The organism is Pseudomonas sp. HMSC076A11, assembly GCF_001810205.1.
In the GTDB taxonomy this organism is placed as follows: Bacteria; Pseudomonadota; Gammaproteobacteria; order Pseudomonadales; family Pseudomonadaceae; genus Pseudomonas; species Pseudomonas aeruginosa.
In genome coordinates, this window is sequence record NZ_KV800314.1 from 336,899 (window position 1) to 358,011 (window position 21,113).

General features: G+C 67.4%; 20 protein-coding genes and 1 pseudogene. 9 read left to right on the top strand and 12 right to left on the bottom strand.

The window, feature by feature from the left end; genetic code table 11:
• Window positions 1-11 precede the first annotated feature (11 nt).
• Window positions 12-245, top strand: coding sequence for a DUF1127 domain-containing protein (locus HMPREF2716_RS19950; RefSeq protein ID WP_003104163.1), 234 nt, complete (start codon window positions 12-14; stop codon window positions 243-245).
• Between the two features lie 82 nt (window positions 246-327).
• Window positions 328-1,536 (top strand): winged helix-turn-helix domain-containing protein, encoded by a 1,209-nt coding sequence (locus HMPREF2716_RS19955; protein ID WP_003110986.1) that lies wholly within the window; start codon window positions 328-330, stop codon window positions 1,534-1,536.
• A 40-nt stretch (window positions 1,537-1,576) separates the two neighbouring features.
• Here the strand turns inward: HMPREF2716_RS19955 and HMPREF2716_RS19960 are convergent, their stop codons facing one another.
• Window positions 1,577-2,923, bottom strand: a complete 1,347-nt coding sequence (locus HMPREF2716_RS19960; RefSeq protein ID WP_003117352.1) for a class II 3-deoxy-7-phosphoheptulonate synthase — start codon at window positions 2,921-2,923, stop codon at window positions 1,577-1,579.
• 175 nt (window positions 2,924-3,098) lie between these two features.
• On the opposite strand from HMPREF2716_RS19960, the gene HMPREF2716_RS19965 reads away from it, so the two are divergent.
• Window positions 3,099-3,848 (top strand): spermidine synthase, encoded by a 750-nt coding sequence (locus tag HMPREF2716_RS19965; protein ID WP_031753328.1) that lies wholly within the window; start codon window positions 3,099-3,101, stop codon window positions 3,846-3,848.
• A 25-nt stretch (window positions 3,849-3,873) separates the two neighbouring features.
• Here HMPREF2716_RS19965 and HMPREF2716_RS19970 read toward each other — a convergent pair.
• Window positions 3,874-4,664, bottom strand: a pseudogene (locus HMPREF2716_RS19970) (crotonase/enoyl-CoA hydratase family protein).
• Window positions 4,665-4,974: 310 nt separating this feature from the next.
• Between HMPREF2716_RS19970 and HMPREF2716_RS19975 the strand changes: the two are divergent.
• Complete coding sequence (locus HMPREF2716_RS19975; RefSeq protein WP_003119873.1) at window positions 4,975-6,678, top strand: DEAD/DEAH box helicase; 1,704 nt, start codon at window positions 4,975-4,977, stop codon at window positions 6,676-6,678.
• 367 nt (window positions 6,679-7,045) lie between these two features.
• On the opposite strand, the gene HMPREF2716_RS19980 is transcribed toward HMPREF2716_RS19975, so the two are convergent.
• From HMPREF2716_RS19980 to HMPREF2716_RS20005, 6 genes are all read right to left on the bottom strand, one after another.
• Window positions 7,046-7,816 (bottom strand): DODA-type extradiol aromatic ring-opening family dioxygenase, encoded by a 771-nt coding sequence (locus HMPREF2716_RS19980; RefSeq protein WP_070621991.1) that lies wholly within the window; start codon window positions 7,814-7,816, stop codon window positions 7,046-7,048.
• A gap of 90 nt (window positions 7,817-7,906) precedes the next feature.
• Window positions 7,907-8,878 carry a LysR family transcriptional regulator gene (locus tag HMPREF2716_RS19985; RefSeq protein ID WP_031801019.1) on the bottom strand — a complete coding sequence of 324 codons (972 nt, stop codon included), beginning with the start codon at window positions 8,876-8,878 and terminating at the stop codon, window positions 7,907-7,909.
• Between the two features lie 36 nt (window positions 8,879-8,914).
• Window positions 8,915-10,354 carry an efflux transporter outer membrane subunit gene (locus HMPREF2716_RS19990; RefSeq protein WP_012613927.1) on the bottom strand — a complete coding sequence of 480 codons (1,440 nt, stop codon included), beginning with the start codon at window positions 10,352-10,354 and terminating at the stop codon, window positions 8,915-8,917.
• On the bottom strand, window positions 10,351-11,415 hold the full coding sequence (locus tag HMPREF2716_RS19995) for an HlyD family secretion protein (protein WP_009876715.1): 1,065 nt from the start codon (window positions 11,413-11,415) through the stop codon (window positions 10,351-10,353). Before HMPREF2716_RS19995 ends, HMPREF2716_RS19990 begins: the two co-directional genes overlap by 4 nt.
• A gap of 11 nt (window positions 11,416-11,426) precedes the next feature.
• Window positions 11,427-13,019, bottom strand: a complete 1,593-nt coding sequence (locus HMPREF2716_RS20000; RefSeq protein ID WP_012613928.1) for an MFS transporter — start codon at window positions 13,017-13,019, stop codon at window positions 11,427-11,429.
• 137 nt (window positions 13,020-13,156) lie between these two features.
• Complete coding sequence (locus tag HMPREF2716_RS20005) at window positions 13,157-14,116, bottom strand: LysR family transcriptional regulator (RefSeq protein WP_003143729.1); 960 nt, start codon at window positions 14,114-14,116, stop codon at window positions 13,157-13,159.
• Between the two features lie 129 nt (window positions 14,117-14,245).
• On the opposite strand from HMPREF2716_RS20005, the gene HMPREF2716_RS20010 reads away from it, so the two are divergent.
• Together HMPREF2716_RS20010 and HMPREF2716_RS20015 are read left to right on the top strand one after the other, a co-directional pair.
• On the top strand, window positions 14,246-14,692 hold the full coding sequence (locus HMPREF2716_RS20010; RefSeq protein WP_003106084.1) for a universal stress protein: 447 nt from the start codon (window positions 14,246-14,248) through the stop codon (window positions 14,690-14,692).
• Window positions 14,693-14,747: 55 nt separating this feature from the next.
• Window positions 14,748-15,404 (top strand): thiopurine S-methyltransferase, encoded by a 657-nt coding sequence (locus HMPREF2716_RS20015; protein ID WP_003106082.1) that lies wholly within the window; start codon window positions 14,748-14,750, stop codon window positions 15,402-15,404.
• A 31-nt stretch (window positions 15,405-15,435) separates the two neighbouring features.
• On the opposite strand, the gene HMPREF2716_RS20020 is transcribed toward HMPREF2716_RS20015, so the two are convergent.
• The 4 genes from HMPREF2716_RS20020 to HMPREF2716_RS20035 form a co-directional block, all read right to left on the bottom strand.
• Window positions 15,436-16,563 (bottom strand): M14 family metallopeptidase, encoded by a 1,128-nt coding sequence (locus HMPREF2716_RS20020; protein ID WP_003162391.1) that lies wholly within the window; start codon window positions 16,561-16,563, stop codon window positions 15,436-15,438.
• 140 nt (window positions 16,564-16,703) lie between these two features.
• On the bottom strand, window positions 16,704-17,579 hold the full coding sequence (gene htpX / locus HMPREF2716_RS20025; RefSeq protein WP_003090915.1) for a protease HtpX: 876 nt from the start codon (window positions 17,577-17,579) through the stop codon (window positions 16,704-16,706).
• Window positions 17,580-17,712: 133 nt separating this feature from the next.
• On the bottom strand, window positions 17,713-18,165 hold the full coding sequence (locus tag HMPREF2716_RS20030; RefSeq protein ID WP_003115276.1) for a hypothetical protein: 453 nt from the start codon (window positions 18,163-18,165) through the stop codon (window positions 17,713-17,715).
• 51 nt (window positions 18,166-18,216) lie between these two features.
• Complete coding sequence (locus tag HMPREF2716_RS20035) at window positions 18,217-19,428, bottom strand: pyridoxal phosphate-dependent aminotransferase (protein ID WP_003090913.1); 1,212 nt, start codon at window positions 19,426-19,428, stop codon at window positions 18,217-18,219.
• Window positions 19,429-19,612: 184 nt separating this feature from the next.
• On the opposite strand from HMPREF2716_RS20035, the gene msrB reads away from it, so the two are divergent.
• From msrB to ospR, 3 genes are all read left to right on the top strand, one after another.
• Window positions 19,613-20,011: a peptide-methionine (R)-S-oxide reductase MsrB gene (gene msrB / locus HMPREF2716_RS20040; RefSeq protein ID WP_003090911.1), complete on the top strand. Its 399-nt coding sequence runs from the start codon at window positions 19,613-19,615 to the stop codon at window positions 20,009-20,011.
• Window positions 20,012-20,122: 111 nt separating this feature from the next.
• Window positions 20,123-20,608: a glutathione peroxidase gene (locus tag HMPREF2716_RS20045; protein ID WP_003090910.1), complete on the top strand. Its 486-nt coding sequence runs from the start codon at window positions 20,123-20,125 to the stop codon at window positions 20,606-20,608.
• Window positions 20,605-21,096 (top strand): hydroperoxide stress response transcriptional regulator OspR, encoded by a 492-nt coding sequence (gene ospR, locus HMPREF2716_RS20050; protein ID WP_003114767.1) that lies wholly within the window; start codon window positions 20,605-20,607, stop codon window positions 21,094-21,096. Before HMPREF2716_RS20045 ends, ospR begins: the two co-directional genes overlap by 4 nt.
• Window positions 21,097-21,113: the final 17 nt, after the last annotated feature.

The window sequence follows — 21,113 nt, forward strand, 5'->3', positions numbered from 1 at the left end:
AGGGCAAGACGATGAAAGGTCAACAGGATTATTTCGGCAGTCACTTCCACGCTGCATCCCATCCCGCCTCGACCGCTGCGCCGTCGTTGTGGCGTCGCTGGCGGCGCTGGTTGCAGTTGGCCCGCGAGCGCCGGGAACTGCTGAGGATGAGCGACGAAGCGCTGAAGGACCTCGGCCTGAGTCGGGCGGATATCTTCCAGGAGGGCGAGCGGCATTTCTGGGACGACCCGCTGCGTCGGCATTGAGCGAACCGCAGCGGCGCGCCAGGCTGGCACGGCGGCGGAGGCGCGATAGACTCGCAGTCTCCTTCATCGACTGGGGCGCTCCATGAGTCTTTCGCTTTCCCTCGCCGAAGCCCGCCGCCTGGCCCTGGCCGCGCAGGGCTTCGACGGTCGGCGGACGCGCCGCAGCGTGCAGCGGCGGCATCTGCGCGAAATGCTCGCGCGCCTTGGCCTGTTGCAGATCGATTCGGTGAATGCGCTGGTGCGCTCGCACTACCTGCCGCTGTTTTCCCGTCTCGGTCCCTACTCCATGACGCTGCTCGACGAGGCGGCCTGGAGTGTCGGCCGTCACCGCCAGTTGTTCGAATACTGGGGGCACGAGGCCTCGCTGCTGCCGCTGGAACACTACCCGTTGATGCGCTGGCGGATGCGCCAGGCCGCCGACGGCCAGGGCATCTACCAGCAACTGGCACGTTTCGGCCGGGAACAGCAGCCACTGATCCGCCAGGTGTTGCAGGCGGTGCGCGAGCAAGGTGCGCTAGGTGCCGGCAGCCTGAGCACGCGGCAGGAGCGGGCCGGTCCCTGGTGGGACTGGAGCGCGGAAAAGCATGCGCTGGAATGGCTGTTCGCCGCCGGCGAGCTGACGGTGGCCGGACGGCGCGGCTTCGAGCGGCTCTATGACCTGCCGGAGCGAGTGTTTCCCGCGGAATTGCTGGCGCGTCCCGAGCTTTCGGAGGCACAGGCCCAGCGCGAGCTGTTGCGGATGGCGGCGAGCGCCCTGGGCGTGGCCACCGAAAAGGACCTGCGCGACTACTATCGGCTGAGCCCGGCGCAGAGCCGCGCGCGCCTCGCCGAACTGGTGGAGGCTGGCGAGCTGCTGCCGGTCCGGGTCGAGGGCTGGAGCCAGCCGGCCTACTGCCCCGGCGAACCGCAGGTGCCGCGGCGGCTAGGCGCCAGTGCCTTGCTCTCGCCCTTCGACTCGTTGGTCTGGGAGCGGGCGCGGGCCGAGCGCCTGTTCGATTTCCGCTATCGCCTGGAGATCTACACGCCGAAGGAAAAACGCGTGTACGGCTACTACGTGCTGCCATTCCTGTACAACGGCCGTCTGGTCGGCCGCGTCGACCTCCGCGCCGAGCGGGCGCGCGAGCGCCTGGCGGTGCATGCGTTGCATGCCGAGGCGAACGGCATGGACGATGCCGCCCTGCACGAGCTGGCCGAGCAACTGCGCAGCATGGCCGCCTGGCTGGGCCTGGCGACGGTGGCGATCGAGGGGCGCGGGGAGTTGGCGGTACGCTTGCGCGGGGTGCTGCTCTAGCGAGCGCTCCCGCCGGGCGGCGGGAGCGGCCGCGGCGCGCTCAGCGGCGCACCTGCTTCAGGGTTTCGGCGATCAGGAAGGCCAGCTCCAGCGACTGGTCGGCGTTCAGCCGCGGGTCGCAGTGGGTGTGGTAGCGGTCGCTGAGGCCGTCTTCGGTGATCGGTCGCGAACCGCCGATGCACTCGGTGACGTTCTGCCCGGTCATCTCGATGTGGATGCCGCCGGCGTAGCTGCCTTCGGCCTGGTGCACTTCGAAGAACTGGCGGACTTCGGCGAGCACGCGGGCGAAGTCGCGGGTCTTGTAGCCGCTGGAGGCCTTGATGGTATTGCCGTGCATCGGATCGGAACTCCACAGCACCTGGCGGCCCTCGCGCTGGATGGCCTGGATCAGGCGCGGCAGGTGGTCGCCGACCTTGTCGGCACCCATCCGCACGATCAGGTTGAGGCGGCCCGGATCGTTGTCCGGGTTGAGAATATCGATCAGGCGGATCAGCTCTTCGCTGTCCATGCTCGGCCCGACCTTGACCCCGATCGGATTGCCCACGCCGCGCAGCATCTCGACATGAGCGCCGTCGAGCTGGCGGGTGCGGTCGCCGATCCAGAGCATGTGCGCCGAGCAGTCGTACCACTCGCCGGTCAGGCTGTCGCGGCGGGTCAGGGCTTCCTCGTAGTTCAGCAGGAGCGCTTCGTGGGCGGTGAAGAAGCTGGTTTCGCGGAGCTGCGGCGCGCTGTCCAGGCCGCAGGCGCGCATGAAGGCGAGGGTCTCGTCGATGCGGTCGGCGAGTTGCTGGTAGCGCTCGGCCAGCGCCGAGTTGGCGATGAAATCGAGGTTCCAGCGGTGCACCTGGTGCAGGTCGGCGAAGCCGCCCTGGGCGAAGGCGCGCAACAGGTTGAGGCTGGCGGTGGACTGGTGGTAGGCCTGCAACAGGCGCTCCGGGTCCGGCACGCGGCTCTTCTCGTCGAAGCCGATGCCGTTGACGATGTCGCCGCGATAGGCGGGCAGGGTCACACCGTTCTGCGTTTCGTCGCCGGAGGAGCGCGGCTTGGCGAACTGGCCGGCCATGCGCCCGACCTTCACTACCGGGCAGCCGGCGGCGAAGGTCATTACCACCGCCATCTGCAACAGTACCTTGAAGGTATCGCGGATCTTCGCCGCGGAAAATTCGGCGAAGCTTTCCGCGCAATCCCCGCCCTGGAGCAAGAAGGCGCGTCCGGCGGTGACTTCGGCGAACTGCCGGCGCAGCTCGCGAGCCTCGCCGGCGAAGACCAGCGGCGGGTATCCGGCGAGGGTCTGCTCGACCCTGGCCAGGTGCGCGGCATCGGGGTACTCGGGTTGTTGCTGGATCGGCTTGGCCCTCCAGCTCTCGGGGCTCCAGGACTGGCTCATCTACGACTCTTGGCAATGCTCGGGAAAGCGGATTGCGGCATGGTAGAGCAGCTCGCCGCAGCGCCGCCAGCGATCGTTGCAATAGCGGAAATCCATCGTCGGGCCGGCTTTGCTATGCTGCGGTGCTTTTGCCGGAGCGCCTGGCGATAGCCGGCGAAGCGGCGGGGGGAGGTGAGTGGTGAGCGAAGAATGTCTGCTGGTCGAGGAGCGCGACGAATACGGGGTCATCCGGGTCATCGAGTCCGGCGACTATCGCTTCCTCGAGTTCGGCGACGGTGTCGAGCAGAGCTGCGTGTTCATGCCCGATCCGGCCTGGCTGGAATACGACTACACCCGCGCCATGCTGCTCGGCGGGCTCTGCCATTCGCAACCGCGTCGCGCGTTGTTCCTCGGTTTCGGTGCCGGCAGCCTGACCCAGGCCTGCCTGCGCCACCTGCCGCTGGAGGAGGCCGAGGCCATCGAGCTGCGCCCGGCGATTCCGCGCCTGGCCCGCGAGCATCTGGGGCTGCGCGACGACCCGCGCCTGCGATTGCGCATCGGCGACGCACTGGAGAGCCTGGGCGAATGCGCGGAGGCCGACCTGATCTTCCTCGACCTCTATACCGATACCGGCCCGTCGGCCGCGCACCTGGCCTGGAATTTCCTCGGTGCCTGCCAGGAGCGCCTCGCCGAGGATGGCTGGCTGGTGATCAACCAGTGGAGCGGCACCGATGGCAAGCCGCTGGGCGCGCCGCTGCTGCGCGGGCGCTATCACCATCATTACTGGGAGTGTCCGGTGGCCGAGGGCAACGTGGTGATGCTGGTGCCGGCGAACCTGGCCCTCGAACTCGACCAGGAAGCCCTGCGGACGCGTGCCGCGGCGCTGGAGCCGCAACTCGGCTATTCGTTGCAGGGCTATATCGACAGCCTGCGCCCGGCCCAGTAGCCAGGGCGCGCGGACAAGGGCCCGGCTAGCGTCCTTCGAAGCGTCCCGGGCGGCGTTCCTGGAGAGCGCGCAGGCCTTCCTTGGCGTCCTCGCTGTCGAGCAGGCGCCTGGCGGCTTCCGGCAACGCAGCGGCGGCGACCGCTTCGCCTTCCAGCAGGGCCTGGCGCGCCGAGCCGAGGGTGGCGCGCACGCCCAGCGGCGCCTGGGCCGCGACCCGTTCGGCGAGGGCGATGGCGTGGTCGAGGAGGTCCTCCGGGGCGGTGACTTCCTGCACCAGGCCGAGACGATAGGCTTCGTGGGCGTCGAATTCGTCGCCGGTGAGCAGCCAGCGCATGGCGTTGCCCCAGCCGGCGACCTGGTGCATGCGCAGTGTCGCGCCACCGAACGGGAGGATTCCGCGCTGCACTTCGAGCTGGGCGAAGCGCGCGTTGCTGGCGCAGAGGTTGATGTCGGCCGCCAGCATCAGTTCGATGCCGATGGTGTAGCAGTAGCCTTGCACGGCCACCACCAGCGGCTTGCTTGGACGCCGGCCGCCGAAGGGCCCCAGGGATCGACGGCGCCTTCGGGGAGTTTCCAGCCCTGGCGGAAGGTCTCGCCGACATTGGCCAGGTCCAGCCCGGCGGTGAAATGCTCGCCGTGGGCGAAGAGCAGGGCACAGCGCAACTGGTCGTCGGCCTCGTATTCGCCGAGCGCGGCGACCAGGTCGTCGAGCATCGGCAGGTCGAAGGCGTTGCGCTTGGCCACGCGGTCGAGGCCGAGCAGCAGCAGGTGGCCGCGCCGTTCGCGGCTGATGCGTCCTGGGAGGGTGTCGTTCATGCGGCGGTTTCCTGGCGGGGGGCGGGCAACGTCGGTATAGACGTCTGGAATCGGGATGTCCATTGTCAGTCTCTCCGATGACGCATGTCGGAAAAAACGCACACAAACGTCAAAATTCCGGTATGATGCGCGCCGGTCAAAACTGACCCCGTTCAGGACCTGCATTTTTCGGAGCGCTGTGCTCTGGCTGTGTATCCGCTCTGCGGATTTCCTTTACGTAATCTTCTAATTCAAAAGCAATCTCGCAAATCCCCGCCCCAGCTGCCTGGGTGGCCGTTTCGGCCGTACAGGGCATGAGCAGCCATGGGGCATGGGTCTTTGCGGATGTATACGAGGCAAACCCATGACTCAGGAAACCGTCGGCTTCGCCGCGCTCGGTATTCACCCCAATGTGCTCGCGGCAATCGTCGCCGTAGGCTACGAAGAGCCTTCGCCTATCCAGGCTCAATCGATTCCGCTGATCCTCGAAGGCCACGACATGATCGGCCAGGCGCAGACCGGTACCGGCAAGACCGCCGCGTTCGCCCTGCCGCTGCTGTCGCGCATCGACCCGAGCCGCCGCGAGCCGCAGATGCTGGTGCTGGTGCCGACCCGCGAGCTGGCCCTGCAGGTCGCCACCGCCTGCGAAACCTATTCCAAGCAATTGCCGGGCGTCGGCGTGGTCGCCGTCTACGGCGGCGCGCCCATGGGGCCGCAGCTGAAGGCCCTGCGCCAGGGCGCACAGATCCTCGTCGCTACCCCCGGCCGCCTGTGCGACCACCTGCGCCGCGACGAGAAGCTGCTGGCCACCGTCCAGCGCCTGGTGCTCGACGAAGCCGACGAGATGCTCAAGCTCGGCTTCATGGACGACCTGGAAGTGATCTTCGAGGCGCTTCCCGAATCGCGCCAGACCGTGCTCTTCTCGGCGACCCTGCCGGCGTCCATCCGTGGCATCGCCGAGCGCCACCTGAAGCAGCCCAAGCACGTCAAGATCGCCGCCAAGACCCAGACCGTGGCGCGCATCGAGCAGGTCCACCTGATGGTCCATGCCGACCAGAAGGCCGGTTCGATCCAGCGTCTGCTGGAAGTCGAGCAGTTCGACGCGCTGATCGCCTTCGTCCGCACCAAGCAGGCCACCCTCGACTACGCCGAATTGCTCGAGCGCCAGGGCTACCGCGCCGCCGCGCTCAACGGCGACATGCCGCAGGCCCAGCGCGAGCGGGTCATCGAGTCGCTGAAGGACGGTTCGCTGGACATCGTCATCGCCACCGACGTTGCCGCCCGGGGCCTGGACGTACCGCGCATCACCCACGTGCTGAACATCGACATGCCGTACGACCCCGAGTCCTACGTGCACCGCATCGGCCGTACCGGCCGTGCCGGCCGGGAAGGGCGCGCGCTGTTGCTGGTGACTCCGCGCGAGCGGCGCATGCTGCAGGTGATCGAGCGGGTCACCGGGCAGAAGGTCGGCGAAGTCCGCCTGCCGGATGCCGAGACCGTGCTGGAGGCCCGCCTGGCGCGCCTGGCCGCGAGCCTGACGCCCTTGCTCGACAGCGCCGTCGAGCAGCGCGGCGCGGTGCGCGACGAGCTGTGCCGTCGCCTCGGCTGCGATGCCGAGACCCTGGCCGCCGCATTGCTGGCACGCCTGACCGCCGGCAAGGCGCTGGACCTGGAGTCGGTGCGCCGCGAACAGCCGCTGACCCCATCGGCACCGCGCGAGCGTGCCGACCGTGGCGAACGCGGCGAGCGTCCGGAGCGCAGCGGCGAGCGTCGTCCGATGGCGCCGCCGAGCGAAGGCCGTGCCCGCTGCCGCACTGCCCTCGGCGCGCGCGACGGGGTTGCGGCGAAGAACCTGCTGGGCGCGATCCTCAACGAGGGCGGCCTGTCCCGCGAGGACATCGGTCGCATCCAGATTCGCGATACCTTCAGCCTGATCGAGCTGCCCGAGGCCAATCTCGAGCGCCTGCTGACCAAGCTCAAGGACACCCGCGTCGCCGGCAAGGCCCTGCGCCTGCGCCGCTATCGCGAGGACTGAGGTCCAGCGCGATGAACAAAAGCCCCGCTTCGGCGGGGCTTTTTCATGGGCTTGATGTTTGCTGGCCAGACTGTTTTTCGCGCCTGCCCCGGCTTCTCGTTTCGTCACCCCGGGCGAGTCCCTTTGGCAAGCGTCCTGAAGGAAACAAAGGACTCGCCCAGCCGCCAGGGCAGGCACCACGTCGTGCATGTCAGACCTACACATACCGAGGCCCTGATCCGCCGCCTATCCATGACATCGCGGATAACGCCTATGGCGTTATTCGCGCTACAGGACTATGTCGCTCGCGATTTCCTGGCTGCCAGCCGAGTCCACCCAGCTTGCGGCGGGAAGCCGATGCTCTCCGCCAGTCCCCCGAGAAACCCTGTCAATCGAAGCGATAGATATCCATCCCCAACGAGCCCAGGGTAAAGCCGCTGTGCTCGACGCGCATCCCGCCGCCGCCCGCGCCGCGGGCGAAGAACAGTGGCAGCAGGTGCTCGTCGCTGGGGTGGTTGCGCGCCGCCCAGGGCGCCTGCCGGCGGTAGTCGTGAAGCGCGGCCTCGTCGTCGGCCTGGAGCTTTTCCACCATCCAGTCACGGAACTCCCGCGCCCAGGGCGCGATGGCTTCCGGCCCGGCGCGCCAGTCCAGTTCGCCCAGGTTGTGGGTGATGCTGCCGGAACCGATCAGCAGCACGCCTTCCCCGCGCAGTTGGCGCAGGGCCTGGCCGACGCGGCTCTGCAGGGCCGGACCGAGGCGGCTCGGCAGGGACAGCTGGAGCACCGGGATGTCCGCCTGCGGGTACATCAGGCTCAGCGGCACCCAGGTGCCGTGGTCGAATGGTCGCTGTGGGTCGGCCTGGGCCGGCAGGTCGGCGGCCTGGAGCAGTTCGATCGTCCGCTGTGCCAGCGCCGGCTCGCCTTTGGCCGGGTAGCGCACGGCGTAGAGGGGCGGCGGAAAGCCGTAGAAGTCGTGCCAGATATCCGGCACCGCGGCGCCGGTTACCCGCAGGTCGTCGCTTTCCCAGTGCGCGGAAACCACCAGGATCGCCTTCGGCCGCGGCAGCTCTGTAGCCAGGCGGCGCAGTTGTACGCCGCTGGCGCCCGGTTCGAGGGCGAGCATCGGTGAGCCGTGGGAAATATAGAGAGTCGGTAGCATGATTCACCTCGTGACTCGGATGAGCCATGTTCCTCCCTCGATCAATCGAAAACCAGTATATGTTTTTGAGGATACCTATCGACCCAGGCGTTAGGTCGCGGTCTCGCGCGCTACGCCGGTTGGGCTTTCCGCCCCGTAGCGCCGATCGTCGAGGATCGCCCGGTCACGCTCGAACGCCAGGGGCAGGCGTTCCCTGAGGAAGTCCACCCAGGTGCGGATCTTGGCGTCCAGGTAGCGCCTCGAGGAGTACAGCACGAACACCTCGCGGACATGCAGTCGATGGCCCGGCAGTAGCCGCAACAGGCTGCCTTCCTGTAGCGCGCGGGCGGCGACGAAGCCGGGCAGCAGGCAGACGCCGAGCCCGGCCGCGGCGGCGGCGCAGGCGGCCTCGGGAAGGTTGACCTTGAGCGCCTCGTCGAGATCGAGCAGCGTTTCGCCGCGTTCGCCGACGAAGGCCCAGCCCTGCGGGCAGGACGGCGCGGCCACGTTCAGGCAGCGATGCCGCAGCAGGTCCTCCGGCGTGCGTGGCACGCCATGCCGTGCCAGGTATTCCGGCGCGGCACAGACCACGCTGAACACCTGGCCGAGATCGCGGGCGACCAGGGTCGAGTCCGGCAAGGTTCGGCCGAGGGTGATCAGCACGTCCAGGCCTTCCTCGAGCAGGGCCGGGGTGCCCTGGGCCAGCGTGAGGTCGACGGAGACGTCCGGATGGCCGTCCAGGTAGTCCACCAGTAGCGGCATCAGGTGCTCGAGGCCCAGTTCGGTCACCGCGTGGAGGCGCAGGCGACCGCTGGCGTGGGACTGGCTGTCTTCGACGTCCGCCGCGGCGGCGGCGACCGTGCGTAGGATCTGCTTGCAATGCTCGTAGTAGCGCAGACCGCTTTCCGTCACCACGACGCTGCGCGTATTGCGTTGCAGCAGGCGCGCCGAGAGCGCCTGTTCGAGCCCGGCGACCTGGCGCGAAACGGTCGCCGGAGAGGTCCCCAGCGCCTGGGCGGCCTGGGTGAAGCTGCCGTGCTCCACCACGCGGACGAAGGTCCGGATACCTTGCAGCAGGTCCATTTCCAACTCCTTCGCCGGTCCGCGCCCGGCGCCGTCTCAGCCCGACGCCGGGTCGGACGTTGGGCTCCAGCCGCCGCCCAGCGCCTTGTAGAGGTTGACCAGGGTCAGCGACACCGCTTCGTCGCTGGCGACCTGCTGTTCCTGGTTGTCCAGCAGTTGCCGCTGGCTGTCGAGCACGCTGAGGAAGTCCACCGCGCCGGCGCGGTATTGCTCGCGGGCGCTCTGCAGGGCGCGGCGGTTCTGCGCCACGGCTTCGCCGAGGCGCTCCTGGCGGCGCTGGTTGGCGGCGTAGTCGTGCATCGCGTCGTCGACTTCCTGCCAGGCACGCAGCACGGTGCGCTGGTAGTCGATGGCGGCTTCCTGCTGCTGTGCCTCACGTAGCTCCAGGCGTCCGCGCAGGCGTCCGCCTTCGAAGATCGGCAGGCTGAACGCCGGGCCGATGGCGAACTGGCGATGGTCCCAGTCGCCCAGGCTGGACAGTTGCAGGGATTCGAAACCGAAGTTGCCGTTGAGCGTGATGCGCGGATAGAAGTCCGCCTTGGCCACGCCGATGCTGGCGGTAGCCGCGTGCAGGCGCGCTTCGGCACGGCGGATGTCGGGGCGGCGCTGGGCCAGTTCGGACGGCAGGCCGACCGGCACGCTGCCCGGCGGACGCGGAATCGCCCGCGCCGGGCCGAGTTCGGCGAGCAGGCTGCCGGGGCTGGCGCCGACCAGGTAGCCGAGGGCGTTGACCAGGTGCGCCTGGTTCTTTTCCACCTCGGGCAGGCGTGCCTCCATGCTGGCCACCTGGGCCAGCGCCTGGGCTACCTCGAGGTCGGTAGCGACGCCGTTGGCCAGGCGCGTGCGGGTGAGTTCCAGGCTGCGCCGTGCAGTCTCGAGGTTGTCGCGGATGATCGCCGCACGGTTCTGTTCGCCACGCAACTGGATATAGTCGCGCGCGGCTTCCGCCAGCACCGAGACCTGCACGTCGCGCAGTTCGTTCTCGCTGGCTTCCACCGTCGCGTCGGCGGCTTCCAGCTCGCGTCGCACGCGGCCCCAGAAGTCCAGCTCCCAGGAGGCGTCGAAGCCGGCCAGGGCGTGGTTGTAGTTGCCTTTGCCGGCCTTGCCGGAGGGATCGAACAGGCCGGCGCTGGTGGTCCGCTGGCGCTGGTAGGTGCCGCTGGCGTCCACCGAGGGCAGGGCGTCACCGCCGAGGCTGCGACGGATCGCGCGGCTCTGCTGCAGGCGCGCCGCGGCGCTGCGCAGGTCGAGGTTGGCACGCTGGACCCGTTGCAGCAGGGCGTTCAATTGCGCGTCGTCGAACAGCGTCCACCATTGGGCTGCGAGCGGCGCGGCGGCGAGGTGGCTGGGGTTGCCGGCAGCGGCCTGGAGCGACCATTCGCCGGGCGCAGGGCGGTCCGGGCGGGTGAAGTTGGGGCCGAGGCTGCAGGCGCCGAGCGCCAGGCTGGCAATAAGCAGGAGCGGAGTGCCTTTCATTGCTGGGCAACCTCGGCGGAGCGGGTGCCGGTCGCGGTGTCGATCCGTGCTTCCACCGACATGCCCACACGCAACTTGCCCGCCATGGCCTGGCGCGGCTCGAGAACGATCTTCACCGGGATCCGCTGGACCACCTTGGTGAAGTTGCCGGTGGCGTTGTCCGGGGCGATCGGCGCGAAGCTCAGGCCGGTGGCCGGTGCGATGCTGTCGACATGGCCGCGCAGAACCTTGCCGGGGAAGGTGTCGACGCGGATTTCCACGGCCTGTCCGGGAGAGACGTGGGTCAGTTGGGTTTCCTGGAAATTGCCGACCACGTAGGCCTGCTGCAGGGGCACCACTGCCAGCAGCGCGCTGCCCGGCGTGACATAGGCGCCGACGCGCAGTTGGCGGCGACCGACCTGGCCGTCGAAGGGGGCGCGGAGTTCGCAGTAGGAGAGGTCCAGGCGGGCCTGGTCGCGTCGCGCCTGCATGCGTTGCAGGTCGCCACGGGCCTGGCCGACGCGGGCTTCGAGGACGCTCACCTGCTTGCGCGTGGCATCCACCGCGGCCTGGCCCTCGGCCAGCCGGGCGCTGGCGGTATCGATCCGCGATTGCGCCTGCTGGGCGTTCTGCAGGCTGCCGGCGCCCTTGCTGGCGAGGGTCTGGTAGCGGCTTTGCTCGTGACGGGCGAAGACCAGCTCGGCCTGCTCGGCGCGGACCTTGGCCCGCGCCTGTTCGATCAGCGCCTGCTGGCGTTGCAGGTTGGCCTCGGCATTGGCCAGGTTGGCCTCGGCACCGAGCACGTCGGCTTCGGCGGCGGCCAGGGCGGTGCGGAAGTCGCGGTCGTCGAGGCGGGCGAGCAACTGGCCGGCCTTGACCGGCTGGTTGTCCTCAACCAGAACGTCCTGGACGAAGCCGGCGACTTTCGGCGCGACCAGGGTGAAATCGGCGTGCACATAGGCGTCGTCGGTGCTCTGCACGACCCGTGGGGCGAGCAGGTGGAACAGCAGGTAGACCAGTAGGGTCAGGACCAGCAGGGCGGCGAGCAGCAGGCTGCCCTTGCGCGAAGTGATGAACGACATACAGCGACCTTTCAGTGTGTGGGAGCGACCGGGCGGGGCGGGTAGGCCCGTTGCGGCAGGATCGGAATCAGGATCAGCAGGGCGCAGGCCAGGCCGGCCATCGCCAGCAGCACGTCGGCGTTGCCCAGCACCTGGGCCTGTTGGCGGGCCTGTTCGGCCAGGTGCTGCCAGTGCGCGCCGGAGTCGGCGCCCGGTTGCAGGCCGGCGATCTGTTGCAGGCGCAGTTCGACGGCCTGGGACGCATTGCCCAGGTGATCCACCAGGCGGTTGGAGTGGTAGTGCTCGCGGGCGGTGCCGAGGGCGCCGATCACCGCGGTGGCGACTACCCCGGAGAAGCCGCGGACGGTGTTGAACCAGGCCGAGGCGAAGGGTCCCTCGATGGGCGCGATGACGCTGGTGGAGAGCATCAGCAGCGGAATCACCGCCATCGGCTGGCCGACCACCAGTAACAGCATCGGCAGGTAGAAGTCCTCGCGCACCCAGTCCGCCGTCAGTTGGCTGAAGCTCAGGCAGGCACCGGCGCACAGGCACAGGCCGCAGGCCAGCACCCAGCGGCAGTCGACCCGCGGGATGTTGCAGAGGGCCGCCACCAGCGGCAGCGCGACGAGCTGCGGAAGGGCCACCAGCAACACCATGGGTACGCTCTGCAGGGGGCGGTAGCCGCGGATCTCGGCGAGGAATTCGGTCGGCACGCCCATGCTCGCGCCGAGCACCACCAGCACGCCGGCCAGGGTGATCAGGGCGAAGGTCAGGTTGCGGCGCTTCAGCAACTGCAGGCGGAAGAACGGCAGCGGGTGGCTCCATTCGTTGACCAGGAACAGCCCCAGCAGGAGGCTGCCGCTGCCCAGCAGCAGGCAGATCAGCGGCGACTCGAACCAGTCCAGGCGTTCGCCTTGCAGCAGACCGATCACCAGGGCGCAGATCGCCGGGAAGCCGGTGAGCAGGCCGATGCCGTCGAACTGGCGGAAGCGTTCCAGGCGCACCGGGTCCTGGGGGATGCCATGGGACACCGCGGCCATCGCCACCAGGCACAGTGGAATGACCTGCCAGAACACCCACTGCCAGCCGACGTATTCGAACCAGAACGCCGCCAGTGGCAGGCCCAGGTTGGGCCCGAAGGTCGCGGTGAGGGCATAGGCGCCCAGGCCATAGAGCTTTATCCCGGGTGGCAGGAAGCGTAGCGCCACGGTCATCAGCATCGGCGGCAGGCAGCCGGCCATCAGCCCTTGCAGGGTGCGCAGGACCAGCAGGCTCTCGAGGTTCGGCGCGAACGGACAGAGCAGGGCCAGCAGGGCGAAGCCGCCGATGGCGAAGAGCGTGAAGCGGCGCAGGGAAAAGGTCACCGAACACCAGGGCGCGAATGCCATGGCGGCGACCTGGGTGGCTTCGTAGAGCACGGTCAGCCAGGTGCCTTCGTCATGGCCAATGGCGAGTGCGCCGCGCACATCGGTCATGGCGATCTCGGTGACATGACCATTGAGACCGGCGGTGAGCGAGGCGAGCAGCACGCCGAGCAGGCCGACCACGATGCGCGCGCCGAAAGGCTGGGCGGCGGGGGCTGCGGTTGGCGTCGGCTGGCCGAGCGGGGTGGCGAGCGAAGTCATCGCGACCTCGCTACGGCGAGGGTGGGGAAACAAGGCATGGGCGGAAACTCTTCTGATTTCCGCCGCAGTCTAGGAGCGTCCCGGTAGTGTGAAAATTGAAATGATCGAAATGAATCAGTGCATTTTGTGCATCTGTTTCAGTTGGAGCCAAGCAGCGGATGGGGATCGCTCTGCACTTCCTCGCAAATCCGCTTGATCGTTTGCCGGAACCAGCGGTGCGCGGGATCGTTGTCGAAGCGTGGATGCCAGGCCTGGACCACCATCACGGTCTTCAACGGCACCGGGATGTCGAACTGGCGCAGGCCCAGGCCCAGTCGGTTGGCCCGCCACAGGGAATGCTCGGCGATCGGCAGCAGCAGGTCGGAGCCGGGCAGGGCGAAGATCGCCGAGTGGAAGGTCGGGCTGATCAGCTTGACGTCGCGCTTCAGGCCGAGTTCTCCCAGGGCCTGGTCCAGCGGTCCATGGTTGAGGCCACGACGCGAGACGGCGATATGCGGAAAAGCGACGAAGCGCTGCGGAGTGATCTCGCCGTCGAAGATCGGGTGCCCCTGGCGGGCCAGGCCGACGAAGCGGGTGGTGAGCAACTGCTGGGTCTTGACCTCGGGTTCCATCCAGGACGAGGCGCCGATGTAGAGGTCGATGCGGTTTTGCCGCAGTGCCTCGTCGTCGATGTCCGACTCCTGCACGAAGCGCAGGGTGCAGCGCGGCGCCTCCTCGGCGAAGATCTCCAGCAGGCGTATCGACAGACCGCCGACCAGGGTGTTGTTGGAACGCAGGGTGAAGCAGCGCTCCAGCTTGTCCAGTTGGATGGTCTCGCGAGTGTTGAACAGGTCGCGGGCCTGGTCCACCAGTTGCCGGACCTGCTCCTGCAGTTCCAGGGCACGGGGCGTGGGCACCAGCTTGCGGCCGGCGCGGACCATGATCGGGTCGCCTACCGCCTCGCGGATCCGTGACAGGGTACGGCTCATCGCCGGTGGGCTGAGGTGCATGCGGCGCGCGGCTCCGACCACGCTGCCCTCTTCGAGAAGAACGTTGAGGGCGACCAGGAGATTCAGATCGGGAAGATGCATGGAGTGGAAGTATAAGCACGCTGGCATGCGCAGGGTGCAGTCTTTCGTTCTCCCAGGCGTGCGTTCGCTGCATTGCTGGATTGCGTTCGCGGTGCCTTTACGCGCACCGGTGGCTGCCGAAGAATGCCGGTGCACGCTCTATCCGAGGATTTGCCGATGTTCCATACGCTCCTGGTCGCCATCGACGGCGGCCCGCAGACCCGTCGCATTGCCGAGCTGGCGCGGCAGGCCGCCGCGCCGGGCGCGCGGGTCCACCTGCTGTGCGCGGTGGACGCCGGCTATGCGTTGCCGGGCCGGCCGACGCTGCTCGACTATCCCCCCGCCGCGCACGAGTGCGAAGAGGCCCGGCAGGTGCTCGACGAGGCTTGTGCGCTGCTAGCCGGGTGCGAGCTGGAGGTACGGGCCGAGCTGCGTGCCGGCGACCCGGTGCAGGTGATCCTGGGCGAGGCGCGGCGCCTGGGCTGCGAGCTGATCGTCATCGGCCATCGGCACCTGGGACGGCTGGAGCGCCTGCTCGATCCTTCGGTCGGCGACCGGGTGATCCGCGAGGCGCCGTGTCCGGTGCTGGTGGAAGTGCGCGAGGGAGATGCGCAGGGGAGTTGACCTGCCGGCCGATTGTCGCCACCTTGCGGTTTTTCCCACGAATGCGGAGGACAGGATGCAGGCGGATTTTTGGCACGCCCGCTGGGCGAACAACCAGATCGGCTTCCACCTGGACGAGATCAATCCCTACCTGATGCGCCACCTGTCGCGGCTGCGACTGCAAGCGGGCGAACAGATCCTGGTGCCGTTGTGCGGCAAGACCCTGGACCTGGCCTGGCTGGCCGCCCAGGGACTGGAGGTGCTGGGGGTGGAGCTTTCGGAAAAGGCCGTGAGCGACTTCTTCGAGGAGCACGACCTGCGCCCCGAGATCGATCAACTGGATGGTTTCCGCCGCTACCGGGTCGCCGGCATCACCCTGCTGCAGGGTGATTTCTTCGCCTTGCAGGCAGAGCACCTGGCGCAGTGCAGGGCGTTCTACGACCGCGCCGCGCTGATCGCCCTGCCGCCGGAGATGCGCGAGCGCTATGCCGGGCATCTCCAGGCGGTCCTGCCGACGCGCAGCCTCGGCTTGCTGGTCACCATCGACTACCCGCAGGCGGAGATGGCCGGTCCGCCGTTCGCCGTGCCCGACGAGGAGGTGCGTGGCTACTACGCTGGCGGTTGGCGGATCGAGGAACTGGAGCGCGGCGACGTGCTCGGCGTCAACTGGAAATTCCTCGAGCGCGGGGTGTCCTGGCTGGACGAGGCCGTCTACCTGCTGGAGAGAGGCTGAAACGGGGCGCCGCGCGGCGCCCCGTCCATTTTCAGCGGAGTTCGTCGACCAGCACCGCAAGGGTGCTCAGGACGTCCTGGCCGAGCCGCTTGGAGCGGGCGCCGGACCAGCCGGTCCCGGGCTCCGGGTTGTCGTCGTGGTCCTTGAACGGCATCTCGATGGTGAACGCCAGGCAGTCGTAGGTCTGCCCGACGAAGTTGCAGGCCAGCGCCAGGTTGGCCTGGCCCGGCGCACTGCGTGGGTAGCCATGGCGGATCTGGAATTCGCCGCGCGCCATCAGTTCCTCGCGGAAGCGTTGCTCGAGTCGTTCCAGGCGGGGCGTATAGCCCGGGTTGCCCTCGCAGCCGGCGGCGAATACGTGGGGGATTTCCTCGTCGCCGTGGATGTCGAGGAACAGGTCGACGCCATGGCGCTTCATCTCCTGCTGGACGAACCAGACTTCCGGGCTGCGCTCGGCGCTCGGCTCCAGCCAGGCCCGGTTGAGATCCTGGCCGGCGGCGTTGGTGCGCAGGTTGCCGTGGAACGCGCCGTCCGGGTTCATGTTCGGCACCAGGTACAGGTCGGCCTTTTCCAGCAGGCGCTGCATTTCCGTGTCGTCCGGCCGCTGCAGGCGCTCGATCAGGCCTTCCATGAACCATTCGGCCATGTGCTCGCCGGGATGCTGCTGGGCGATGACCCACAGCTTCAGGTGGCTGTCGGGATGGCGCCTGACCCGCAGCAATTCGATGTCGCGGCCTTGTACGCTGGTGCCGACGGCGAGCCGTTCGACGCCCTCGATGCCGAGCGCACGTTCGACCAGGCGGGTATGCCGTTCGCGGCTGTAGGGCTCGAAGTAGGCGAAGCGGACTTCGCTTTCCTCCGGTTCCAGCTGGAAATGCAGGCCGTCGGCGTCGTATTGCGTCGGTACGCGGAACCAGCGTTCGCCATCGTACGAGGCGACTGCCTGGTAGCCGCTCCAGGCATGGCTGTAGGCCGACTGGCCGGCGTTGACCAGGGTGAAGCGGTGCTCGGTGGCGGCAGCCATGCCCTCGACCTTGAAGTGGAACCACTGGAAATGCTGGCTGGCCAGGTCGGGACGGATCGCCAGGCGGATCCGGCGGGGATCGCTGGCATCGATGACCTGGATGTTGCCGCTGTCGAAATCGGCGCGGATCTGCATGGGAACCTCATCGGGCGAAATCACGGACCCGCATGTTCCGGGGCTGGCTCGCGGCTGTCAAAGCGACCATGGATAGGTGGCTTTCCCGGGCATAAAAAAAGGGCGACCGATGGTCGCCCTGTCCCAAGTGTGAAAGCGGATCAGCGTGCGCTGGCGCGCAGCGCTTCGATACGATCTTCCAGCGGCGGGTGGCTCATCAGCAGGCCGGCCAGGCCGTGCTTGAGGCCGCCATTGATGCCGAAGGCGTTCAGGGTGTCGGGCATCTGCACCGGCACGCCCTGTTCCGAACGCAGGCGTTGCAGCGCGGCGATCATCGCGCCGGTGCCGGCCAGGTGGGCGCCGGCGGCGTCGGCGCGGAACTCGCGGCGGCGCGAGAACCACATGACGATGATGCTGGCGAGGATGCCGAGCACCAGTTCGGCGAAGATGGTCGCGACGAAGTAGCCGATGCCCGGGCCGTCCTCGTTCTTCAGGATGGCCTTGTCGACGAAGTTGCCGAAGATCCGCGCGAAGAACATCACGAAGGTGTTCACCACGCCCTGGATCAATGCCAGGGTGACCATGTCGCCGTTGGCGACGTGACCGATCTCGTGGGCGAGGACGGCTTTCACCTCATCGGGCGAGAAACGTTCGAGCAGGCCCTGGCTGACCGCGACCAGCGCGTCGTTCTTGTTCCAGCCGGTGGCGAAGGCGTTGGCCTCGTAGGCGGGGAAGATGCCGACCTCCGGCATCTTGATGCCGGCTTCGCGGGACAGCTCTTCGACGGTTTGCAGCAGCCACTGTTCGTGACGGGTGCGCGGCTGGCTGATGACTTCGGTACCGGTGCTCATCTTCGCCATCCACTTGGAGATGAACAGCGAGACCAGCGAACCGGCGAAACCGAACACGGCGCAGAAGACCAGCAGGCTGCCGTAATTCTGGCCGGTGAAGCGGTCCACCCCGAGCAGTTTCAGGGTGATGCTGGCAATCACCAGGACTGCCAGGTTGGTGGCCAGGAACAACAGGATGCGCATCATGGTGTAAAGCTTCTCCTCACGGCTGAAGGCACGGAGCGCGGTTCGCAGGCCGCCGGGGCGGGCGAACGGGCTCCTGATAATCATGCGGGGTTATATAAGGGGCGGTCCATGGCGATTCAATCGAGGGACTATTTCAAACTGTGTCGCCTTGCGCGCCCAGGTTGCCCTCGAACAGCAGGCGGGTCAGCCCGGCCAGGCGTTCGCCGTCGCCCTGCGCCAGCGCCTGGCGCAACTGGTTGGCCAGGCTGGCCTGTTCGCGGCGCACGCTGGCCGGCGCCTCGGCCAGCGCCGCCGCGGCCCGGGGGACGATACGGGTAAGTCTTAGGAAGGCCTTTTCGCTGAGCACCGCCTGGTCGAGAGCCTCGTAATGAATGGTGTTGGCGAAGCGCAGGTAGCCTTCCTCGGCGAGCCAGAGCAACGCGCCCAGACAACTTTGGTGACGTTTGCTCGGCAGGCCGAACTCGTCCGGCGCCTCGCGGCCGATCAGGTCTTCGACGTAGAGCGCGGTCTTGCGCGGAAACGCCTGGTAGAGAAGCAGGAGGCCGCCAGCGGCGTCCTTGTGGAAGTCGTCGATCTGCAGGTCCATGGATGGGTCGCCGGGCAGGGCGGCGCCAGCGGCGCCGCGGGAGCGGGGGGGTTACTGCTGGTAGCCCTTGAGGAAGCTGCCGATGCGCAGGATCGCCTGCTCCAGGTCGTCGACGCGGGGCAGGGTGACCACCCGGAAGTGGTCGGGCCACGGCCAGTTGAAGGCGGTGCCCTGGACGATCAGCAGTTTTTCCGAGAGCAGCAGGTCGAGGACGAACTTTTCGTCGTTGTGGATCGGGCAGACCTTCGGATCGATCCGCGGGAAGGCGTACAGCGCGCCCATCGGCTTCACGCAGCTGACGCCGGGGATGTCGTTGAGCAGTTCCCAGGCGCGGTTGCGCTGCTCCAGCAGGCGCCCCGGCGGCAGGACCAGATCGTTGATGCTCTGGTAGCCGCCCAGGGCGGTCTGGATCGCGTGCTGCGCCGGGACGTTGGCGCACAGGCGCATGTTGGCGAGGATGTCGAGACCTTCGATATAGCTCTGTGCCCGCTGCTTGGGCCCGGAGATCGCCACCCAGCCGGAGCGGAAGCCGGCCACCCGGTAGGATTTGGACAGGCCGTTGAAGGTCAGGCAGAGCACGTCCGGCGCCAGCGAGGCGGTGGAGACGTGGACGGCGCCGTCGTAGAGGATCTTGTCGTAGATCTCGTCGGAGAACAGCACCAGGTTGTGCTGGCGGGCCAGTTCGACCATGCCTTCCAGCACTTCCCTGGAATACACCGCGCCGGTGGGGTTGTTCGGGTTGATGATCACCATCGCCCTGGTATTCGGCGTGATCTTCGCCTTGATGTCTTCCAGGTCCGGCCACCAGTTGGCCTGCTCGTCGCACAGGTAGTGCACCGGCTTGCCGCCGGCGAGGCTGACGGCGGCGGTCCACAGCGGGTAGTCGGGAGCGGGGATCAGCACCTCGTCGCCGTTGTTCAGCAGCGCCTGCATGGACATCACGATCAGTTCCGACACGCCGTTGCCGAGGTAGATGTCCTCGATGCCGACGCCTTCCACCTGCTTCTGCTGGTAATACTGCATCACTGCCTTGCGCGCGCTGAACAGGCCCTTGGAGTCGCTGTAGCCCTGGGCGGTCGGCAGGTTGCGGATGACGTCCTGGAGAATTTCCTCGGGAGCTTCGAAACCGAACGGCGCCGGGTTGCCGATATTCAGCTTGAGGATGCGGTGACCCTCTTCCTCTAGGCGTTTGGCGTGCTTGAGCACCGGCCCGCGAATGTCATAGCAGACGTTGGCGAGCTTGTTCGATTTGCTGACCTGCATGATGTGTCGAGTCCCGAAGTGAGCGAACACCGTGGAACAGGCTGCGAAAAGCCCGCTGGATCGCGGCTTGGCAGGCTGTAACGCGGATGACAGACTGGCGTCTATAAGGAGCACGCATGATACGTGCGGCCCGTCCCCCGGAAAAGGGAGCGCCGGGCATTTTTCAGATCGCGAGGTAGAGCCGATGAGCAAGATCGACAAACCCCTGGACTCCTGGCGCGAGGAGTTGACCGAAGAGCAGTTCCACATCTGTCGCCTGGGCGGTACCGAACGCGCCTTCAGTGGCGAATACCACGCCACCAAGACCCCCGGGATCTATCATTGCACCTGCTGCGGCACGGCGTTGTTCGACTCCGACGCCAAGTACGACTCCGGCAGCGGTTGGCCGAGCTATTTCCAGCCGGTGGACGCCGAGGCGGTCCGCGAACTGGACGACTTCAGCCACGGCATGCATCGCATCGAAGTCCGCTGCGGTCGCTGCGATGCCCACCTGGGGCACGTCTTCCCGGATGGCCCCCGGCCCACCGGGTTGCGTTACTGCATCAACTCGGCCTCGCTGAAGCTGGTGCCGCGGGAGAGCTAGAGAGCGACGACCCGTCTTTGGTTCGGGTCGTTTTTCATTCAATCAATTTGTGTGCAATTGAATTGCGAGCTACTTTGTTTCGAGACCCACCCTCAACAAGGAAGACAAGCCATGAGCGATTCGCTGCTGAGCATTCCCTGCACCACCATCAAGGGCGAACAGAAGACCCTGGCCGACTTCGGCGGCAAGGCGCTGCTGGTGGTGAACACCGCCAGCAAGTGCGGCTTCACCCCGCAGTACCAGGGGCTGGAGGCCTTATGGGAAAAATACCGTGAGCGCGGACTGGTGGTGCTCGGGTTCCCCTGCAACCAGTTCGGCAAGCAGGAACCGGGCGACGAGGGCGAGATTTCGCAGTTCTGCGAACTGAACTACGGGGTGAGCTTCCCGCTGTTCAGGAAGATCGAGGTCAACGGCGCCGGCGCCCACCCGTTGTTCGTCAGCCTGAAGAAGCGCGCGCCGGGCCTGCTCGGCAGCCAGGGCATCAAGTGGAACTTCACCAAGTTCCTGATCGGCCGCGATGGCCAGGTGGTGAAGCGCTATGCGCCGACCACCAAGCCGGAGGAGCTGAGCTCGGCGATCGAGGCGCTGCTTGAATGAGCACCCGGGGAAAAGTCGCCAGGCCGGATGGCGTCGAAGAATCGCTGCTGCTCGACAACCAGCTGTGTTTCAAGCTGTACGCCGCCTCGCGCGCGGTGATCCGCGGCTATCGGCCGCTGCTCGAACAGATCGGCCTGACCTACCCGCAGTACCTGGTCATGCTGGTGCTCTGGGAGTGGCATGCGAGCCCGCCGGAGCAGCCGACGGTGAAGGCCCTGGGCGACCGCCTGCTGCTCGACTCCGGAACCCTGACGCCCTTGCTCAAGCGTCTCGAACAGCTCGGCCTGGTGGATCGCCGTCGCGCCAGTCACGATGAGCGGGAAGTGCACCTGACGCTGACGGTGCCGGGGATCACCTTGCGCGAACGGGTCATTCCGCTGCGCCAGCAGCTGATCTGCAGCACCGGTTTCGACCTCAACGAGATGTTCGACCTGCACCAGCGCCTGGGCGGATTGCTGTCGCGCTTCCGTCTGGTGGTAGGAGGCTAGCCGTCGTCGCGAGACCG

Bases quoted from the DNA above. Each gene is read 5' to 3' on its own strand.
- HMPREF2716_RS19950 (WP_003104163.1), top strand. From the start codon at position 12: ATGAAAGGTCAACAGGATTATTTCGGCAGTCACTTCCACGCTGCATCC.
- HMPREF2716_RS19955 (WP_003110986.1), top strand. From the start codon at position 328: ATGAGTCTTTCGCTTTCCCTCGCCGAAGCCCGCCGCCTGGCCCTGGCC.
- HMPREF2716_RS19960 (WP_003117352.1), bottom strand. From the start codon at position 2,923: ATGAGCCAGTCCTGGAGCCCCGAGAGCTGGAGGGCCAAGCCGATCCAG.
- HMPREF2716_RS19975 (WP_003119873.1), top strand. From the start codon at position 4,975: ATGGGTCTTTGCGGATGTATACGAGGCAAACCCATGACTCAGGAAACC.
- HMPREF2716_RS19980 (WP_070621991.1), bottom strand. From the start codon at position 7,816: ATGCTACCGACTCTCTATATTTCCCACGGCTCACCGATGCTCGCCCTC.
- HMPREF2716_RS19985 (WP_031801019.1), bottom strand. From the start codon at position 8,878: ATGGACCTGCTGCAAGGTATCCGGACCTTCGTCCGCGTGGTGGAGCAC.
- HMPREF2716_RS19990 (WP_012613927.1), bottom strand. From the start codon at position 10,354: ATGAAAGGCACTCCGCTCCTGCTTATTGCCAGCCTGGCGCTCGGCGCC.
- HMPREF2716_RS19995 (WP_009876715.1), bottom strand. From the start codon at position 11,415: ATGTCGTTCATCACTTCGCGCAAGGGCAGCCTGCTGCTCGCCGCCCTG.
- HMPREF2716_RS20000 (WP_012613928.1), bottom strand. From the start codon at position 13,019: ATGACTTCGCTCGCCACCCCGCTCGGCCAGCCGACGCCAACCGCAGCC.
- HMPREF2716_RS20005 (WP_003143729.1), bottom strand. From the start codon at position 14,116: ATGCCAGCGTGCTTATACTTCCACTCCATGCATCTTCCCGATCTGAAT.
- HMPREF2716_RS20010 (WP_003106084.1), top strand. From the start codon at position 14,246: ATGTTCCATACGCTCCTGGTCGCCATCGACGGCGGCCCGCAGACCCGT.
- HMPREF2716_RS20015 (WP_003106082.1), top strand. From the start codon at position 14,748: ATGCAGGCGGATTTTTGGCACGCCCGCTGGGCGAACAACCAGATCGGC.
- HMPREF2716_RS20020 (WP_003162391.1), bottom strand. From the start codon at position 16,563: ATGCAGATCCGCGCCGATTTCGACAGCGGCAACATCCAGGTCATCGAT.
- htpX (WP_003090915.1), bottom strand. From the start codon at position 17,579: ATGATGCGCATCCTGTTGTTCCTGGCCACCAACCTGGCAGTCCTGGTG.
- HMPREF2716_RS20030 (WP_003115276.1), bottom strand. From the start codon at position 18,165: ATGGACCTGCAGATCGACGACTTCCACAAGGACGCCGCTGGCGGCCTC.
- HMPREF2716_RS20035 (WP_003090913.1), bottom strand. From the start codon at position 19,428: ATGCAGGTCAGCAAATCGAACAAGCTCGCCAACGTCTGCTATGACATT.
- msrB (WP_003090911.1), top strand. From the start codon at position 19,613: ATGAGCAAGATCGACAAACCCCTGGACTCCTGGCGCGAGGAGTTGACC.
- HMPREF2716_RS20045 (WP_003090910.1), top strand. From the start codon at position 20,123: ATGAGCGATTCGCTGCTGAGCATTCCCTGCACCACCATCAAGGGCGAA.
- ospR (WP_003114767.1), top strand. From the start codon at position 20,605: ATGAGCACCCGGGGAAAAGTCGCCAGGCCGGATGGCGTCGAAGAATCG.